This window comes from Agromyces cavernae (assembly GCF_021044935.1).
Taxonomy (GTDB): domain Bacteria; phylum Actinomycetota; class Actinomycetes; order Actinomycetales; family Microbacteriaceae; genus Agromyces; species Agromyces cavernae.
In genome coordinates, this window is the sequence record NZ_JAJNMP010000002.1 from 945,874 (window position 1) to 962,765 (window position 16,892).

Consider the following 16,892-nt stretch of genomic DNA (forward strand, 5'->3'; position numbering starts at 1 on the left):
CTTGGTGGGCTTCGCGCGGCGCCCCGGTGGCCGCGGATGGCGGCACGACGGGAGCGCGGGAAGCGCTTTTGTGAAGGTCTTTGGGAGAGCGCGAGACGCCGAATCGACGGCGCGCGCCGGTATAGCCTACCGTGCGCTCGATGGAGAAGCCTGCGAACGCCGAACGCCCGGCATCCGAGTGGACGGATGCCGGGCGTTCGCGTGCCCGTCGAGGGCGCCGGAGAGCTACGCCCCGAGCGGGATGTTGGCGCCCGGGATGGCCGCGAGCAGGTCGCGGGTGTACTGCTCCTTCGGGTTGTCGAACACCTCGTCGGTGCTGGCCGCCTCGACCACGCGCCCCCGCTGCATCACGCAGACGTTGTCGGCGATGACGCGCACGACCGCGAGGTCGTGGGTGATGAAGAGGTACGTGAGGTTGAGCTCGGCCTGGAGGTCGGCGAGCAGGCGCAGGATCTGTGCCTGCACGAGCACGTCGAGCGCCGAGACCGCCTCGTCGAGGATGACGATCTCGGGCTTCAACGCGAGCGCACGCGCGATCGCGATGCGCTGACGCTGACCGCCCGAAAGCTCGTTCGGGTAGCGGCTGACGAGGGTGCGCGGCAGCGACACCTGGTCGAGCAGCTCGAACACCCGCTCACGACGCGACGCCTTGGTGCCGACCTTGTGCGTCGACAGCGGCTCGGCGATCGTGTTGCCGATGTTGCGCAACGGGTTCAGCGAACCGTAGGGGTCTTGGAAGACCGGCTGCATGCGGCCGCGGAGGGCGAACATGTCCCTCTGCGTGACCGTCGAGAGGTCGGTGCCGCCCACCACGATCTTGCCCGCCGTCGCGTCTTCGAGCTTCAGCAGCATCTTCGCCACTGTCGACTTGCCCGAACCGGACTCGCCCACGAGCGCCGTGGTGGTGCCCTTTGCGATCTGGAACGAGACGTCGTCGACGGCCGTGAAGTCGCCCGCACCGCGGATCTTGTAGACCTTGGTGAGGTTCTCGACCACGATGGCCGGCGGCTGGGCCGCAGCCGCCTCGAGTGCCTCGACGCGCGCTTCGGCGGTCGCGATCAGGTCGATCGTGTCGCCCGCCGCGGTGGCCGCGTCGCTCGCCATCGCCGTCTCGGCGGCGGCGATGCTGCCCGTCGCCTGGATGCGGCGCGAGGCGAGGCTCGGCGCCGCGGCGACGAGCCGCTGCGTGTAGGGGTGCTGCGGGTTCTGCAGGATCTCGACCGACGGACCGGCCTCGACGACCTGCCCCTTGTACATCACGAGCAGCTGCTCGGCACGCTCGGCAGCGAGGCCGAGGTCGTGGGTGATGAAGAGCAGCGTCGTGCCGAGTTCGCGGGTGAGCGATTCGAGGTGGTCGAGGATGACCCGCTGCACGGTGACGTCGAGCGCCGAGGTCGGCTCGTCGGCGATGAGGAGCTGCGGGTTCGCCGCGAGGCCCATGCCGATGAGCACGCGCTGGCGCATGCCGCCCGAGAACTGGTGCGGGAACTGCTTGAGGCGGCGGTCCGCATCGTGCAGACCGGCCTCTTTCAGCACCTCGATGGCGCGCTTCTTGACGGCCTTCTTCCCGGTGGCGATGCCGTTCGCACGGATCGCCTCCTCGACCTGGAAGCCGATCGACCACACCGGGTTGAGGTTCGACATCGGGTCTTGCGGGACGAACCCGATCTTGCGGCCGCGGATCGATTCCATCTCGCGCTCGTTGACCTTGGTGAGGTCTTGGCCGTCGAGCAGGATCTGCCCGCCCGAGATGAACCCGGTGCCGGGCAGCAGGTTGATGATCGCGTGCGCGGTCGTCGACTTGCCGGAGCCCGACTCGCCCACGATCGCGAGGCTCGAACCACGCTCGAGGCTGAAGCTCACCCCGCGCACGGCCTGCACGAGGCCGTTCTGCGTGCGGAACGCGACTTCGAGGTCTTTGACTTCGAGAAGTGGGGTGCTCATCGCTGTGCCCTCGCCTTCGGGTCGAGGGCGTCGCGGATGACTTCACCCATCATGATGAACGAGAACACGGTGAGCGACAGCGCGATCGACGGATAGATCAGCACCTGGGGTGCCGTTCGCAGGGTCGTCTGCGCCTGGGCGATGTCGTTGCCCCACGACATGATGTTCGTGGGCAGTCCGACACCGAGGAACGAGAGCGTCGCCTCGGCCACGATGGCACCTGCAAGCGCGATCGTGGTGATGACGATCACCGGTGCGATCGAGTTGGGCACGACGTGCGCCCACATGATCTTGAATCGCGAGACGCCGATCGCGGTCGCCGCGGTCACGTAGTCGGAGTTCTTCACCCTCAATATCTCGGATCTGAGCACGCGCGCCGTGACCGGCCAGGCGAACACGCCGATCGCGAGCGAGATGACCCATACGTTCCGGTAGTTCGCGAGGACCGACATGATGACGACGGCCGCGAGGATGTAGGGGATCGAGAAGAAGATGTCGCCGATGCGCGAGAGCAGGCCGTCGACCCATCCGCCGTAGAACCCGGCGAAGGCGCCGAAGAGCACGCCGAGCGTGAACACCAGGGTGGTCACGATGATGCCGACGCTCAGCGACGTGGCGGCACCGTGCACGATGCGCGACCAGACGTCGCAGCCCTGGCGGGTGAACCCGAGCGGGTGCCCCTCGGTGGGGGCGCCGTTGCTGTTGGCGAGCTGGCAGTTCGAGTTCGGCGGCTCGTTCGTGAACAGGCCGGGGAACAGGGCGACGAACACGATGATGAGGATGAGCGCCGCCGAGATCCAGAACATCGGGCGTCGACGCAGGTCGGCCCACGCGTCGATCCAGAGGTTCGACGGCTTGCCCTCGGCCTTGATGGTGTCGATCGCCTCGAGCGGGGTCTCTTCGAGCGGAGCGACGAAGTGCTCGGGACGAGGCTTCGACGTAGTCGTATCAATCGAATCAGGCATAACGGATCCTCGGGTCGAGTACGGCGTAGAGAAGGTCGACCAGGAGGTTCACGACGAGGTACAGCAGCACCATGATCGTCACGAAGGACACAACCGTGGGTCCTTCGCCGCGAAGAATCGCCTGATAGAGGGTGCGACCGACCCCGGGCACGTTGAAGATGCCCTCGGTCACGGTGGCTCCGACGAGCAGCGTGCCGAAGTCGGTGCCCAGGTAGGTGACGACCGGGATCAGCGAGTTGCGCAGGATGTGCACGGGCACGATGCGTCGGCGCGTGAGTCCCTTACTGTACGCGGTGCGCACGAAGTCCAGTCCGGAGGTCTCGATGACCGACGACCGGGTGAGTCGCACGATCTGCGCGAAGCTGATGCTGGCCAGCACCAGTGCAGGCAGGATCAGGTCTTCGAGCGGAGCGCCTGCGCCGACCGTGGGGCTGAACCAGCCGAGCTGGATGCCGAGGAAGTACTGGGCCACGAAGCCGATGACGAAGATCGGCAGCGAGATGAGCACGAGGCTCACGCCGAGGCCGGTCGCATCGAAGATGCCGCCCTTGCGAAGACCGCTGACGAGGCCGACGAAGATGCCGGCGACCATCTCGAAGAAGATCGCGAGCAGGGCGAGGCGGATGGTGACCGGGAACGTGCGAGCCAGGACGTCGTTGACCGATTGACCCGAGTAGGTGACACCGAAGTCGCCTTGGAAGATACCGGCGAGGTAGTAGAAGTACTGAACGATGAACGGATCGTTGAGGTGGTATTGCTCGCGGATCTGTTCGATCACACCGGGCGCCGGCGGGCGGTCACCGTAGAGCGCCGCGATCGGGTCGCCCGGCATGGCGAAGACCATGAAGTAGATGAGGAAGGTTGCTCCGAGGAGCACGGGGATGACTTGGAGGAGACGCTTACCGGTGTACCAGAGCATCAGCTCTCCTCAGTTGTTGTTGCTGAGAGCATTATTTACCGCAATCACGAATCGAGCATAGATCAGCAAGATGTCCGGGGCGTCGCCGCCCCGGACATCTTGCCTCAGGGATTATACAGACGGGTTACGTCTCAGCCCTTGGTGATCTCGGTGTACAGCGGAACCGAGTCCCAGCCGAACACCACGTTGTCGACCGTGTCGGCCGAAGCGCCGGTCACGTTCGAGTACCACAGCGGGATCGTGGGGAGATCGGTGAGGAGGACCTCCTGAGCCTGCTGCCAGAGCGCGGTGGCGTCTTCGACGCTCGACGCCTGGGCGCCGTCGTCGAGCAGCTTCTCGAACTCCTCGCTCGAGTAGCCCTCGTAGTTCGATCCGGCACCGGTGCGGTACAGCGGCGCGAGGAAGTTGTACATCGAGGGGTAGTCGCCCTGCCAGCCGGCACGGACGCCACCGGTCAGCTTCTCGTTCTCGCGGTCGTCGAGCGACGCGGCGAACGTCGGGTACGGCTTGCCGACAGCCTCGATGCCCAGGGTGTTGGCGATGCTGTTCGCGACCGCGTCGACCCAGGCCTGGTGGCCGCCGTCGGCGTTGTAGGCGATGTCGAGGACGGTGTCGCCGTAGGGTGCGATGGCCTCGGCCTCGGCCCACTTGGCCTGCGCCTCTTCGGGGTTGTACTCGAGGACCTCGGCGCCTTCGAGGCTGTCGGTCCATCCGGCGATGACCGGCGAGGTGTAGTCGGACGCCGGCTGACGCGTGCCCTGGAAGATCACGTCGGTGATCTCGTCGCGGTTGATCGCCATCGAGAGGGCAGCGCGACGGAGGTCGCCCTCTTCATCGTCGCCCCAGTGCTCGAGGTAGAACGGCATGTTGAAGCCCTGGAAGATGGCTGCCGGCTGGTTGACGGCACGGTCGCCGAACTCTTCTTCGAAGGTCGCGAGGGCCGAGTCGGGCACGGCGTCGAGCACGTCGAGGTTGCCCGCCTGCAGGTCGGCGTACGCCGTGTCCTGCGAGGTGTAGAAGACGATCGTGAGACCACCGTTGACCGGCGTGCGAACGCCGTCGTAGTCGGGGTTCTTCACGAGGTCGATCTTCTCTTCGTGCGTCCACGCGTCTTCGGCGGCGAACATGTAGGGGCCGTTGCCGACCGGGTTCTGGCCGAAGGCCTCGATGTCCTCGAACGCGACCTCGGGCAGCGGGAAGTACGCCGTGTAGCCGAGGCGCAGCGGCCAGTCGGCCTCAGGCGCGACCAGGTCGACCGTGAAGGTGCGCTCGTCGACCACGTTGAGGCCGGTGAGCTCGCTGTCCTCGGTGTAGCTGAAGCCCTCGATGTTGTCGAAGAAGTAGGAGGCGCTCTGCGCGTTGCTGTAGAGCGCACCGTAGTTCCATGCGTCGACGAACGAGTCGGCGGTGACCGGCGTGCCGTCGGTGAAGGTCTGGCCCTCCTTGAGCGTGACGGTCCAGTGCTGCGAGTCCTCGGATTCGATCGACTCTGCGACGTCGAACTCGATGGCGCCCTCGGCGTCGTACGAGACGAGGCCCGCGAAGAGCGACGTCACGATCTTGCCGCCACCGGTCTCGGTGGTGTTCGTGGGGATCAGCGGGTTCTGCGGCTCCGAGCCGTTGGTCGTGATGATCGCCTCAGGGTCGCCGGCCGGGGCCGTCGGCTCGGCTCCACCGGTCGTGCAGCCTGTGAGCACGAGCGCGCCGGCGGCAGCAAGAGCAAAGGCGGCAACGCCGTATCTCTTGATCTTCAATGTTCCTCCTGGTGAGATGTGCGCGAAAAAGCAGGACGGCTCGTGGCCGCCTGAGCGCTTAGTGCCTTCGACACTACGAACCCTTCCTGAGACTTGCCAACTCGACTCGGAAACCGTTACCGATGCGCAACCTTGCAGCGCGACGACCGACGGAATCCGTCGTGAACACGCACGATTGTTGCGTTCTCGCGCGCCATGCGATGATTGCGGCATGCGTTCCGACAGTCGACTGCGACTCGAGGTGGGCATCGTGCTCGGGCTTTCGCTCGGGGCATCCGCTGTGTATTCGATCGTGTCGATCGTCGCTCGCGTCACTGATACGCGTCCGCTCGCCGAGCAGTCGGCGGCACTCAACCAGTCGCGATCGAGTCGCGAATGGCTCGACCTCACCTACCAGTTCCTCGACGTCTTCTTCGGGCTGTTCGTCGTCGCGCTCGCACTCTACCTGCTCTGGCAGCCGGGGCGCAGCCCGTTCCGCCGCATCGGCCTCGACTTCACGCGACCCGGCCGTGACGTGGCATCCGGCCTCGCGCTCGTCGCCGTGATCGGCATCCCGGGCATCGCGCTCTACGCGATCGGTCGACTTGCCGGCTGGACCGTCGCGGTGGTCGCCTCACCCCTCGACGCGCACTGGTGGACGGTGCCGATCCTCGTGCTCGCTGCGCTGAAGGCGTCGCTCACCGAGGAGGTGATCGTCGTCGGCTACCTGTTCACGAGGCTGCGCGAACTCGGAGTCGGCCCGTGGACGACCATCGTCTCGAGCGCGCTGCTGCGCGGCACGTATCACCTGTATCAGGGCTTCGGGCCGTTCGCCGGCAACGTCGCGATGGGGATCGTCTTCGGATGGTGCTACCAGCGCTGGGGGCGCACCATGCCGCTCGTCATCGCGCACTGGATGCTCGACATGATCTCGTTCATCGGCTACCCGCTGGCGGTCGGCTGGTGGCCCGAGCTGTTCGCCCCGCCCGAGTAGCCAGGAGGCGTCGGATGCCCCGGGCGAGACGCCGTCGCGGACGCGCTCGCCGGGCGACCAGGTGGCGCCCCTGGGGTGTCGACGCGATGGCCGCGGGCCGCACCGGGGGCGCGGTCACGGTCTCGACCTCGTCATCGCCGCTGAGGTGCAGGTTGCGGCGCGAGGGCGTGCAGACGATGACGATCGACTCGAGCCCGAAGAACCCGCCGCGGGCGAGGTCGGTGACGGCCTGCGCGCGGCGCACCGCCTCGGCGGTGGCGGGGTCGCCCCGGTCGAGCCGCCGAAGGCGCTTCTCGATGCCGGTGACATCGGCCGTGGCGGCGCTCACTCCGATGAAGGCCGCGACGAATCCGATGACCGTGAGGACGTCGAGGGTGAGCATGCGGCACCTCCCTGTGCGAATGATCCTCAGTTTATCGCGCGAGGGCGTCCGGCGACACGGTTGCAGGCGTGTGACCCGGCACGTGCCGCGCCGCGCCGGATCACACGCGTCCGTGAGCTGTTCAGCGGGTCAGGGCGCCGGGACTCCCCGGGCTCGTGGAGTCCCGATCGACTGCACGCTCACAACTCGGTGCAGGCCCCGACGAGGCGTTCGGGAATGCCCGGATCCCCCGCGCCGCGACCGCGACCAGCATTGGAGGAACGCGGCCGATTTCCGCCGCACCGACGAAACGAACGGAACCATGGATCTCGCACACGCCATCGTCGCGGGCGGCCTCGCAGCCCGCCGGACGGACCGCCGGTTCACTGCGACCGAGGCGGAGATCCGCGCTGCGGAGCTCCGCTTCCTGGAGCGCCGCACGGGTGCCGTCGTCGCGTCCGGCCGCCGTGAGTACACGGAAGCTGGCCGCCACGCGGCACCCCGACCTGCCCGCGCGTGAGCGGCGGCCCGACGCGCTCGCCGGGCGACCGCTCGTACGTCGGTCAGGGCCCGATCTTCTCTCCGGCAGGGCTCAGCACCCACCAGACCTCTTGGACGCCCTGGCCGTTCGTGTCGCCGGCGGCCTCGTCGCCGATGAAGTAGTAGAGCGGCCATCCGTTGAGCGTGACCTGGGTGGAACCGTCGACGCCCGTGATGGTGCCGACCTCGCCGGTCACCCCCTCGACCTCGGGGCTCTCGGAATCCGTGGTCACCGCGGGCCAATTGGTGGCGCACTCGCCCTCGCAGACGCTCGCGTCGGCCCCCTGGGTGTCGTTGTCGAACATGTAGACCGTCATGCCCTCACCGTCGACGACGATCTCGCCGAGCGACGACTGTGCCGTGGTCAGCACGGACGACGACTCCGCGGGCGCCTCGGTCTGGGTCTCGGTCGGCGTGGCGGTGTCGGCCGGTGGCTCCTCGGCCGCTGGTGTCGTACAGCCTGTGAGCGCGACCGCGAGTGCCGCGACGGCGAGTCCGGCTGCAATGCGCAGTTTCATGCGAAGACCCTTCTCTCGTGCTCGCGACCGCCATGCGCGGCCACGTCGGAAACACGAGACGCCGGCCCGAAAGGTTCACCGGCGCGGAGTTCGTTCAACGCCGCGGGGTTCGTTCACCGCGGCGGCGGCTCGCCCGAGACGCCGCGCATGAGCACCTCTCCGCTGGCCATCGCCCTGATCTCGAGCGAGGCGATGTCGTCGAGGTCGGCGGCCGAGGCGGCCGACAGGCGCGCGCCCGCGCCGGGGCGTGCACGCCAGCTCGAGACCTCGCTTCGCGTGCCGTCGCGTTCGATCACGACGAGCGAGTACGGCCATCCGCCCGCGGGCACGTCGATGTCGCCGTCGCCGTCGCCGTAGCGACAGTCGAGCTCGATCCTCGTACCCCACCCGACCTGGGTGAGGGTGGCCGTGGCGGTGAGGGGGATGTCGACGGCCGCTTCGAACGCGACCGACTCCCGCGCCGTCGCGGGTTGACCCAGGTTCAGCGGCAGCACGATCGCCAGGACGGCAACCGCCGCTGCCGCCGCCACGGCGCCCCACCAATACCGCGTGCGACGTGCACGGCGACGCCGATCGGCGCGGCGTACCGCCTCGAGCAGGTCGTCGCGAGGCACCGGTGCGGATGCCCCGTCAGGGTCTTGCGCGAGAGCTCGGGCCCGATCGGGTGCGAGCCGGGCGAGCAGCCCGGGCATGGAGGCGAGTTCCGCGACGGCCCGCATGCACAGCTCGCAGGTCTCGAGGTGCTCCTCGAACTCGCGCCGATCCGTCGGCGACAGTGCGCCGAGCACATAGGCCGAGTCCCATTCCGCGAAGCGCGCGTGATTCGGGTTCATCGCGTCACTCCCTTCTCCTGCAGCGCGAGCCGCAGGGCCCGGAGTCCGTAGTGCAGTCGTGACTTGACCGTGCCCTCGGGGATGCCGAGGCGCCGCGCGACCTCGGCCACGCTGCATCCGCCGTAATAGGCATGAACGATCACCGCACGATGCTCCACCGACAGTGTCACCAGGGCCTCCTCCACCAGCAGGCTCTCGAACAGGGCGTCGGTGGCGTCGTCGTGCGCGCGTTCGGGGAGTTCGGCCACCCCGACCTCGTGGCGGCGACGGGCGCTCCGCACCTCGTCGATCACGAGATTGCGGGCGACCGTGAACATCCACGACCTGGTCGACGCGGGCTCCTGGGCGAGGATCCGGGGACTCCTCCAGGCCCGCAGCAGGGTCTCCTGCACGATGTCGTCGGCGCCGGCCGCGTCACCCGTGAGGTGCACCACGTACCGCCACACCGACGGGCCGTGCGCGTCGTACAACGCGACGAGGCGGCTGTCATCATCGGGGGGCATCCGTCACCTCCTGCCCTTCACAACGAGGCGGCGGCACGATCGGTTCACCGATGCTGTGATCGGCGTTCCGGTGAACCGGGAACGGGTCGGGCATCGTGTTCTCGGTATGGATGCCACCGACCTCGGCCCGCTCGCCTCGGAGGATGTCCTCCAGATCGGCGGCCTGCCCCTCCACCCGCTCATCGTGCACGCCGTCGTCGTGCTCACACCGCTCACGGTACTCGCCCTGCTGCTCGGCACGTTCTGGCCGGCCGCCCGACGACGGCTCGGCATCGTGACCGCGCTCGGCGCCCTGCTCGTGCTCGTGATGGTGCCGGTGACGGTCGCCGCCGGCAAGTCGCTCGCCGCCGTGCTCGGCCCCATCCCCGCGGTGGAGCGGCATGAGGCGCTCGGCGAGATGCTGCTGCCGTGGGTGATCGGCCTGTTCGTCGTGGCCGCAGCTCAGTGGGCGTGGTACCGGTTCGGCGACGAGAACGTGCGGCGCGATCGGCCGGGGCTCGCGCGCGGCGTCGTGATCGCGCTCGGCGCGGCCGCCGTGATCGTCGGCATCGGCACGCTCGTCATGGTGGTGCTGATCGGCGACTCGGGAGCCCGCGCCGTGTGGGGCGGGCTCCTGAGTCAGTAGCGCCCGGCCGCGCCGGGGCGCCCCCGCGCCCCGGCACCCCCGCCCCCTGGCGCCCTGGCGACCCGGCACCCCCGCCACCCCTGGCGCCCACCGAGCGTTTCCATTCCTGCCGAACGTTTCCGCCCGAGAAGGCACGGTCGGTCGGAACGGAAACACTCGACGAGGTGCAACGCGGGGATGCCCGCGTTGCACCGCGCGACACGCAGGTGCAGCGGCTAGGCGAACGCCTCCACAGGCGGGCACGCGCACACGAGGTTGCGGTCGCCGTACGCCTGGTCGATGCGGCGCACGGGCGCCCAGTACTTGTTGCGCACGAGCGCGTGCACCGGATACACGGCCTGCTCGCGCGTGTAGGGGTGGGTCCAATCCCCCGCGATGACCGACTCGGCGGTGTGCGGGGCGTTGCGCAGCGGGTTGTCGTCGACCGGCCACTCGCCGCGCCCGACGGCGTCGGCCTCGGCCTTGATCGCGATCATCGCCTCGACGAACCGCTCGAGCTCGGCGAGGTCTTCGGACTCGGTCGGCTCGACCATGAGCGTGCCCGCGACGGGGAACGACATGGTGGGCGCGTGGAACCCGTAGTCGATGAGCCGCTTCGCGACATCGTCGACGGTGACGCCGGTCCCGGCGGTCAGCGGGCGCAGGTCGAGGATGCATTCGTGCGCGACGAGCCCGTTGTCGCCCGTGTACAGCACCGGGAAGTGGTCGCGCAGGCGTGACGCGACGAAGTTCGCCGCGAGCACCGCCGTGGCGGTCGCCTGCTTGAGGCCTTCGGCACCCATCATGCGGACGTACGCCCACGAGATCGGCAGGATCGACGGGCTGCCGTAGGGCGCCGCCGAGACGGGCCCGCCGTCGTGGGTGACGCCGCCCGAGTGGTCGGCGCGCTGGGCCATCGGGTGTCCGGGCAGGTATGGCGCCAGATGCGCCTTCGCCGCGACCGGTCCGACGCCCGGGCCGCCGCCGCCGTGCGGGATGCAGAACGTCTTGTGCAGGTTCAGGTGCGACACGTCGCCGCCGAAGTCGCCGAAGCGCGCGAAGCCGAGCAGCGCGTTGAGATTGGCGCCGTCGACGTAGACCTGGCCGCCCGCATCGTGCACGGCCTGCGTGATCTGCTTCACCTCGTGCTCGTAGACGCCGTGCGTCGACGGGTAGGTGATCATGAGCGCGGCGATGCGGTCGGCGTGCTCGGCGATCTTCGCCCGCAGGTCGTCGAGGTCGACGTTGCCGAGCTCGTCGGTCGCGACGACCACGACGCGCAGGCCCGCGAGCACGGCGGAGGCCGCGTTCGTGCCGTGCGCGCTCGACGGGATGAGGCAGATGTCGCGCTCGGCCTCGTCGTTGGCGAGGTGGTAGCCGCGGATCGCGAGCAGGCCGGCGAGCTCGCCCTGGCTGCCTGCGTTCGGCTGCAGCGACACGGTGTCGTAGCCGGTGACCTCGGCGAGCCAGGTCTCGAGCTGCTCGATGAGGCCGAGCGACCCGACGACGTCGGCCTCGGGCGCGAACGGGTGCAGGTTCGCGAAGGCGGGCCAGGTGACCGCCTGCATCTCGGTGGCCGCGTTGAGCTTCATCGTGCACGACCCGAGCGGGATCATGCCGCGGTCGAGCGCGTAGTCGCGGTCGGCGAGCTGCTTGAGGTAGCGCATCATCTGCGTCTCGGAGTGGTGCGTGTTGAACACCGGGTGCTCGAGATACGGCGCCGTGCGACGCAGCGCCTCGGGGATCGCGTTCTGCGTGATCGGCCCGTCGAGGTCGCGCTCTTCGGGGCCGCCGAATGCGCGGGTCACGAGGTGCAGGTGTTCGATCGTGGTGGTCTCGTCGACCGACACGAGCACGGTCGCCTCGTCGGCCTCCCAGAGCAGCACGCCGAGCTCGCGCCCGCGCGCGACGACGTTCTTCGCGAGGCCGGGCACGTGCACGCTCAGCGTGTCGAAGTACGTGTCGTGCGCGATGTGCTGGCCGAGGTCTTCGAGCCAGCCGGCGAGCAGCTTCGCCTTGCCTGCCGCCTGCGTCGCGATCGAGCGGATGCCCCGGGGCCCGTGGTAGACCGCGTACATCGACGCCATCACGGCGAGCAGCACCTGCGCGGTGCAGATGTTCGACGTCGCCTTCTCACGGCGGATGTGCTGCTCGCGCGCCTGCAGGCTGAGCCGGTAGGCGGGGTGGCCCGCGGCGTCCTGCGAGACCCCCACGAGGCGCCCCGGCAGCTGCCGTTCGAGGCCGCTGCGCACCGCCATGTAGCCCGCGTGCGGACCGCCGAAGCCCATGGGCACTCCGAAGCGCTGCGAGGTGCCGACGGCGACGTCGGCGCCGAGCTCGCCCGGGCTCGTGATGAGCGTGAGCGCGAGCAGGTCGGCGGCCGCCACGACGAGGGCGCCCTGCGCCTTCGACGCGGCGATGACCGAGGCCGGGTTCCAGACCCGGCCCGATGCGCCGGGGTACTGCACGAAGAGGCCGAAGTGCTCGCCGAGGGCTGCGACGTCGGTCGTCTCCCCCAGCTCGGCGACGACGAGCTCGATGCCCACCGCATGCGCCCGGGACTCGAGCAGCGCGCGCGTCTGCGGCAGTGCGTCGGCGTCGACGATGAAGCGGTTCGAAGCCGACTTCGACGCGCGGCGCGTGAGCAGCATGCCCTCGACGACCGCCGTGCCCTCGTCGAGCATCGACGAGTTCGCCGTGTCGAGCCCGGTGAGGTCGGAGACCATCGTCTGGAAGTTGATGAGCGCCTCGAGCCGGCCCTGCGAGATCTCGGGCTGGTAGGGCGTGTACGCCGTGTACCAGCTGGGGTTCTCGAGCACGTTCCGCTGGATCACCGCGGGCGTCACCGTGCCGTAGTACCCGAGCCCGATCATGGGCGTGCGCACGGTGTTCTGCGATGCGAGCGCGGCGAGTTCGTCGAGCGCCTCGCGCTCGGTGGCCGCGGCGGGGATCGCCGAGTTCAGCACCTCGCCCATGCGGATCGACGTCGGCACGGCCGCCGACATGAGCGCGTCGAGCGAGTCGTAGCCGAGGGCGGCCAGCATGAGCCCGTGGTCGGCGGGGGTCGTGCCGATGTGGCGTCGCCCGAAGGCGTCCACATCGAAGGCGGAGGAGACGGTCATGTGGTTCTGTGGTTCCTTACTCGCCGACGAGGGCGCGGTATTCGTCGTGCGTGAGCAGCTTGGGCAGGCTCGAGGTGCGCACCTTGAGCAGCCAGCCCGCGCCGAACGGGTCGCTGTTCACGAGCTCGGGCGAGTCGACGACGGACTGGTTGGCCTCGACGACCTCGCCGTTGACGGGCGCGAACAGCTCGCCGACCGACTTGGTGGACTCGATCTCGCCGACGACGGTGCCCTCGGTGACGGTCGTGCCGGCGGCCGGCAGGTCGACGTAGACGACGTCGCCGAGCTTCTCGGCGGCGTAGTCGGTGATGCCGATGGTGGCGACGTCGCCGTCGACGTCGACCCATTCGTGTTCTTCGGTGTATTGCAGTTCGCTGGGCTCGGTCACGGTGTGCTCCTCGAGGTCGGTGGTGCGTTGGTTGCGGTGGTGGGATCGGTCAGGCGTCGCGCTTGTAGAACGGCGGCTTCACGACGGATGCCGCGATGCGCGTGCCGCGGACGTCGAGGAAGAGTTCGCGGCCCACCTCGGAGACCTCGGGCGACACGTAGGCCATCGCGACGGGGTGGCCGAGCGTCGGCGAGAGCGCGCCGCTCGTGATGACGCCGACCTTGGCCGCGTCGGCGCCGTCGCCGTCGTATACGTCGTAGTGCGCCCGGGCGGCGCGGCGGCCCTCTGCTGCGAGACCCACGAGCACCGGGGCATCCGCCGACTGGCCCGCCTCGATCGCGGCGCGGCCGACGAAGTCACCGTCTTTCGCGAGCGCGACGACGCGGCCGAGACCCGCCTGGGCGGGTCGGATGTCGCGGCTCAACTCGTTGCCGTACAGCGGCATGCCCGCTTCGAGTCGCAGCGTGTCGCGGCTCGCGAGGCCGCACGGCACGACGCGGGATCCGCCGGTCTCGCGCAGGGCTTCCCAGAGCCGGGCGGCTCGGTGGGGCGCGAGGTACAGCTCGAACCCGTCTTCGCCCGTGTAGCCCGTACGAGCGACGAGCACCGGCTCGCCCTCGAAGGTCGCGGGGAACGCCCGGTAGTACTTGAGCGCGTCGATGGCCGCGTCGAAGTCGTCGGCGTCGTTGCCGGGGCCGTCGACGCCGAAGCCCGGTGTCTCGACGAGCACGGCGCGCGCGTCGGGGCCCTGCAGGGCGATGAGCGCGACGTCGTCGCTCTCGTCGGAGACGATCGTGTCGAACCCATCGGCGCGCGAGCGGAGTTCATCGGCGACGACGCCCGCGTTCGAAGCGTTCGCGACCACCATGTAGCGGTCGTCGCCCGTGCGGTAGACCACGAGGTCGTCGATGATGCCGCCGTCTTCGGCGAGCAGCAGCGAGTACTTGGCCTGGCCGACCTCGATCGCCGACAGCTTTCCGGCGAGCGCGTAGTCGAGCGCCGCGGCCGCCTCGGGGCCGATGAGCACGATCTCGCCCATGTGCGAGAGGTCGAAGAGACCCGACGTGGTGCGCACGGCGTGGTGCTCGGCGAGGTCGCTCGAGTAGCGCACCGGCATCTGCCAGCCGGCGAAGTCGGTGAAGCTCGCGCCGGCGGCGCGGTGCACGGCATCGAGCGGGCTCAACCGCTCGACCGCCGCAGCGGATGCCTCAGGGGTGGTGGTACCGGGTTCGGGGGTCACGAGTTCTCCAGACGTGCCTGTCGCGCGGCGGTCGCCGCTTGAGAACTCCCCCTCTGTCATGAGCCTGAGAGTTTCACGCAAGCTGCGCTTTCACCGTGGGCGGAGGGTCGCTTGCGCGACGCTCACTTTTCAGAGCGGCCTCGTCATCGCGGTGTGTGACCTGAGAGATTGGCGGGGAGGCTTGCTCCTTCGGTGCCGGCCAGTGCTGTTTCGAGTACCGCCCGGCTCTCCCGCGACGCGTCGATGGCCCGGTATGAGGTTGTACCGCCGATCCTAGCAGCGACGGATGCTACTCAGGTCGGTTGCCGTGGGCGCCGGCGTGCTCGAACGGGGTCGTGACGCCGTCGTACGCGAGCGTCATCATCATGCCCTGCGCGGCGTGCGCGAGGTCGTGGCAGTGGTCCATCCAGATGCCGGGATTGTCGGCGACGAGCGCGAGTTCCCACACCTCGCCCGGGCGCACGTCGACCGTGTCGAGCCAGAGCGGCGCACCCGTCGCGGCGACGCCGTCGCGCGAGAGCACGAGCACGTGGTGCCCGTGCACGTGCATGGGGTGCACGTCGAATCCCCGGTTCGCGACGGTGATCTTCACCACGTCGCCCTCGCGCACCTCGATGGGGGCGACATGCGGGAACACCTCGCCGTTGACGGTGTACGCGTACGTCGGCGCACCGCCGAGGAACCGCGGCATCCGGTCGAGCACGAGCTCGCCCTCGGCCGTGAAGGGACCGATGTCGGGCCGGGCGCCGCTGCCGTAGGCGAGCAGGTCGAGCTCCGGGACATCCGTCACCTCACGCGGCAGGTCGGCGGCCACCGTGCCGCCGGCCGGCGCGATGTCGACGACGGATGCCTCGGACAGGTCGGTCTCGAATCGCACGCCCGTCGCGGGCATCGTGAAGACGAGGTCGGCGCGGGCACCTGCACCGAGTCGCACGGATCGTTGCTCGACCTCAGCACCGCCTTCGATGTCGCGGCCGTCGATCGCGGCGACGCGGAACGGCGCACCGGCGATCGTGACCCGGATGGGTGTCTGCTCGGTGTTCGCCACCCGGAGGCGCACGGTGTCGCCCGCGGCCGCCTCGAACGACTGCGGTCCGTCGGTCGCGCCGATCACGACCTCGCCGCCGATGCGGTGCACGGGCAGGGCGAGGTCGAGCGACTCGGCGACCCCGTTCCTCGGCTCGACGACGAGCATGCCGTAGAGGCCCCTGCGCACTCCTTCGGACGCGGCCTGGTGGGTGTGGTACCAGTAGGTGCCCGGCTGGTCGGCGGTGAAGCGGTAGGTGAATCGGTCGCCGGGGGCGACGGAGTCCTGGGTGACGCCCGCGACGCCGTCCTCGCCGTTGGGGACGTCGTACCCGTGCCAGTGCAGGGTGACGCCGTCGTCGATGTCGCGGTTCTCGAGGGTGACCTCGACGAGCTCGCCCTCGGTGACGCGCAACTCGGGACCGGCGACGCCGTCGCCGCCGAAGCCCCATGCCTCGATCGTGTCACCCGACGCGAGGGTCACTTCGTGTCGTGCCGCGGTCAGGGCCACGGCGTGGACGTCGCCGGGCGCGTCGTCGGGCGTGCGGAGGTCGGTCACCGGAATGGCGGCTTCGCCGCCCGGCGTCGCCGCGTCATGGCCGTGCCCACCGGTCGCCTCGATGCTCGGCGCGGCCATGTCGCTGAGCCACGACCAGCCGAGCCCGCCCACGAGCAGCACCGCGATCAGGCCCGCGAAGCCGACGACCGCGCGTCGGCCCCGGTGCGCCAGGAGCGCCCAGGTGAGGCCGGTGGCCAGGAGCACCGCCGCGAGCAGCACGCCCGCGGCGGTCGGCTGCGGCGGGTATCCGACGAGCCACGTGGCGAGCACCCCGGCCGCCATGGCGTACCCGCCCCCGAGCATGAGCGCGCGAGCGAGCGGCATCCGGATGTCGCGGAGCCACCAGACGAAGCCGACGGCGCCGGCGGCGAGGCCGACGATCTGGAAGGGAATGCCGACGGTGACCTTCTCACCGGCGAACCACCAGCCCCGACCCGCGAGCAGGGCGGTGAGCACCGCGGCGGCCAGGAGCGCGAGCGTGCCGCCCGCGGCGAGCGCGAGCACGGTCATCCGCTCGCTCCGGGTGCGCCGATCGGCGGCCGACCCGGCGGTGAATCCCGCAGCGAGCCAGAGCCCCGCTCCGGCGATCGCCGCGACGGCCTGCAGCAGGAGGAGGGCGGCGGTGGTCATCGCGCCCTCCTCA

The 16,892-nt window shown here is 69.6% G+C and carries 15 protein-coding genes and 1 riboswitch; of the genes, 3 read left to right on the top strand and 12 right to left on the bottom strand.

Annotated features, from left to right (window positions below):
• Window positions 1-225 precede the first annotated feature (225 nt).
• The 4 genes from LQ757_RS10395 to LQ757_RS10410 form a co-directional block, all read right to left on the bottom strand.
• Window positions 226-1,944, bottom strand: a complete 1,719-nt coding sequence (locus LQ757_RS10395) for a dipeptide ABC transporter ATP-binding protein (protein WP_231047128.1) — start codon at window positions 1,942-1,944, stop codon at window positions 226-228.
• Window positions 1,941-2,909: an ABC transporter permease gene (locus LQ757_RS10400; RefSeq protein ID WP_231047129.1), complete on the bottom strand. Its 969-nt coding sequence runs from the start codon at window positions 2,907-2,909 to the stop codon at window positions 1,941-1,943. The genes LQ757_RS10395 and LQ757_RS10400 overlap by 4 nt, the downstream gene beginning before the upstream one ends.
• Entirely contained in the window at window positions 2,902-3,828 is a 927-nt protein-coding gene (locus tag LQ757_RS10405; protein WP_231047130.1) for an ABC transporter permease, read from the bottom strand. Before LQ757_RS10405 ends, LQ757_RS10400 begins: the two co-directional genes overlap by 8 nt.
• A gap of 131 nt (window positions 3,829-3,959) precedes the next feature.
• Complete coding sequence (locus tag LQ757_RS10410) at window positions 3,960-5,582, bottom strand: peptide ABC transporter substrate-binding protein (protein ID WP_231047131.1); 1,623 nt, start codon at window positions 5,580-5,582, stop codon at window positions 3,960-3,962.
• 211 nt (window positions 5,583-5,793) lie between these two features.
• Here LQ757_RS10410 and LQ757_RS10415 point away from each other — a divergent pair, with 211 nt between their 5' ends.
• Complete coding sequence (locus tag LQ757_RS10415) at window positions 5,794-6,555, top strand: CPBP family intramembrane glutamic endopeptidase (protein WP_231047132.1); 762 nt, start codon at window positions 5,794-5,796, stop codon at window positions 6,553-6,555.
• Here LQ757_RS10415 and LQ757_RS10420 read toward each other — a convergent pair.
• Window positions 6,497-6,937 (bottom strand): hypothetical protein, encoded by a 441-nt coding sequence (locus LQ757_RS10420; protein ID WP_231047133.1) that lies wholly within the window; start codon window positions 6,935-6,937, stop codon window positions 6,497-6,499. The two genes, LQ757_RS10415 and LQ757_RS10420, sit on opposite strands and share 59 nt — an antisense overlap.
• A gap of 301 nt (window positions 6,938-7,238) precedes the next feature.
• On the opposite strand from LQ757_RS10420, the gene LQ757_RS10425 reads away from it, so the two are divergent.
• Window positions 7,239-7,436, top strand: a complete 198-nt coding sequence (locus LQ757_RS10425) for a hypothetical protein (RefSeq protein ID WP_231047134.1) — start codon at window positions 7,239-7,241, stop codon at window positions 7,434-7,436.
• A gap of 43 nt (window positions 7,437-7,479) precedes the next feature.
• Here LQ757_RS10425 and LQ757_RS10430 read toward each other — a convergent pair whose 3' ends face one another.
• From LQ757_RS10430 to LQ757_RS10440, 3 genes are all read right to left on the bottom strand, one after another.
• Window positions 7,480-7,974: a COG4315 family predicted lipoprotein gene (locus LQ757_RS10430; RefSeq protein WP_231047135.1), complete on the bottom strand. Its 495-nt coding sequence runs from the start codon at window positions 7,972-7,974 to the stop codon at window positions 7,480-7,482.
• Window positions 7,975-8,087: 113 nt separating this feature from the next.
• Window positions 8,088-8,807 carry an anti-sigma factor family protein gene (locus LQ757_RS10435; RefSeq protein ID WP_231047136.1) on the bottom strand — a complete coding sequence of 240 codons (720 nt, stop codon included), beginning with the start codon at window positions 8,805-8,807 and terminating at the stop codon, window positions 8,088-8,090.
• Window positions 8,804-9,310 (bottom strand): sigma-70 family RNA polymerase sigma factor, encoded by a 507-nt coding sequence (locus tag LQ757_RS10440; RefSeq protein WP_231047137.1) that lies wholly within the window; start codon window positions 9,308-9,310, stop codon window positions 8,804-8,806. The genes LQ757_RS10435 and LQ757_RS10440 overlap by 4 nt, the downstream gene beginning before the upstream one ends.
• A gap of 106 nt (window positions 9,311-9,416) precedes the next feature.
• On the opposite strand from LQ757_RS10440, the gene LQ757_RS10445 reads away from it, so the two are divergent.
• Window positions 9,417-9,935, top strand: coding sequence for a DUF2231 domain-containing protein (locus LQ757_RS10445; RefSeq protein ID WP_231047138.1), 519 nt, complete (start codon window positions 9,417-9,419; stop codon window positions 9,933-9,935).
• A gap of 215 nt (window positions 9,936-10,150) precedes the next feature.
• On the opposite strand, the gene gcvP is transcribed toward LQ757_RS10445, so the two are convergent.
• The 4 genes from gcvP to LQ757_RS10465 form a co-directional block, all read right to left on the bottom strand.
• A complete protein-coding gene (gcvP, locus tag LQ757_RS10450) occupies window positions 10,151-13,036 on the bottom strand; it encodes an aminomethyl-transferring glycine dehydrogenase (protein WP_231047139.1) in 2,886 nt (961 codons plus the stop codon).
• Window positions 13,037-13,052: 16 nt separating this feature from the next.
• Complete coding sequence (gcvH, locus tag LQ757_RS10455) at window positions 13,053-13,424, bottom strand: glycine cleavage system protein GcvH (RefSeq protein WP_231047140.1); 372 nt, start codon at window positions 13,422-13,424, stop codon at window positions 13,053-13,055.
• A 49-nt stretch (window positions 13,425-13,473) separates the two neighbouring features.
• The gene (gcvT, locus tag LQ757_RS10460) at window positions 13,474-14,664 is read right to left on the bottom strand and encodes a glycine cleavage system aminomethyltransferase GcvT (protein WP_231047141.1); all 1,191 of its coding nucleotides are present in this window, start codon (window positions 14,662-14,664) and stop codon (window positions 13,474-13,476) included.
• Window positions 14,665-14,803: 139 nt separating this feature from the next.
• Window positions 14,804-14,907: riboswitch (glycine riboswitch) on the bottom strand.
• A gap of 46 nt (window positions 14,908-14,953) precedes the next feature.
• Window positions 14,954-16,879: a multicopper oxidase family protein gene (locus tag LQ757_RS10465; RefSeq protein WP_231047142.1), complete on the bottom strand. Its 1,926-nt coding sequence runs from the start codon at window positions 16,877-16,879 to the stop codon at window positions 14,954-14,956.
• Between the last annotated feature and the right edge of the window lie 13 nt (window positions 16,880-16,892).

What these genes read in the sequence shown, in the direction of transcription:
- LQ757_RS10395 (WP_231047128.1), bottom strand. Translation starts at nt 1,944, where the DNA reads ATGAGCACCCCACTTCTCGAAGTCAAAGACCTCGAAGTCGCGTTCCGC.
- LQ757_RS10400 (WP_231047129.1), bottom strand. Translation starts at nt 2,909, where the DNA reads ATGCCTGATTCGATTGATACGACTACGTCGAAGCCTCGTCCCGAGCAC.
- LQ757_RS10405 (WP_231047130.1), bottom strand. Translation starts at nt 3,828, where the DNA reads ATGCTCTGGTACACCGGTAAGCGTCTCCTCCAAGTCATCCCCGTGCTC.
- LQ757_RS10415 (WP_231047132.1), top strand. Translation starts at nt 5,794, where the DNA reads ATGCGTTCCGACAGTCGACTGCGACTCGAGGTGGGCATCGTGCTCGGG.
- LQ757_RS10420 (WP_231047133.1), bottom strand. Translation starts at nt 6,937, where the DNA reads ATGCTCACCCTCGACGTCCTCACGGTCATCGGATTCGTCGCGGCCTTC.
- LQ757_RS10425 (WP_231047134.1), top strand. Translation starts at nt 7,239, where the DNA reads ATGGATCTCGCACACGCCATCGTCGCGGGCGGCCTCGCAGCCCGCCGG.
- LQ757_RS10430 (WP_231047135.1), bottom strand. Translation starts at nt 7,974, where the DNA reads ATGAAACTGCGCATTGCAGCCGGACTCGCCGTCGCGGCACTCGCGGTC.
- LQ757_RS10435 (WP_231047136.1), bottom strand. Translation starts at nt 8,807, where the DNA reads ATGAACCCGAATCACGCGCGCTTCGCGGAATGGGACTCGGCCTATGTG.
- LQ757_RS10440 (WP_231047137.1), bottom strand. Translation starts at nt 9,310, where the DNA reads ATGCCCCCCGATGATGACAGCCGCCTCGTCGCGTTGTACGACGCGCAC.
- LQ757_RS10445 (WP_231047138.1), top strand. Translation starts at nt 9,417, where the DNA reads ATGGATGCCACCGACCTCGGCCCGCTCGCCTCGGAGGATGTCCTCCAG.
- gcvP (WP_231047139.1), bottom strand. Translation starts at nt 13,036, where the DNA reads ATGACCGTCTCCTCCGCCTTCGATGTGGACGCCTTCGGGCGACGCCAC.
- LQ757_RS10465 (WP_231047142.1), bottom strand. Translation starts at nt 16,879, where the DNA reads ATGACCACCGCCGCCCTCCTCCTGCTGCAGGCCGTCGCGGCGATCGCC.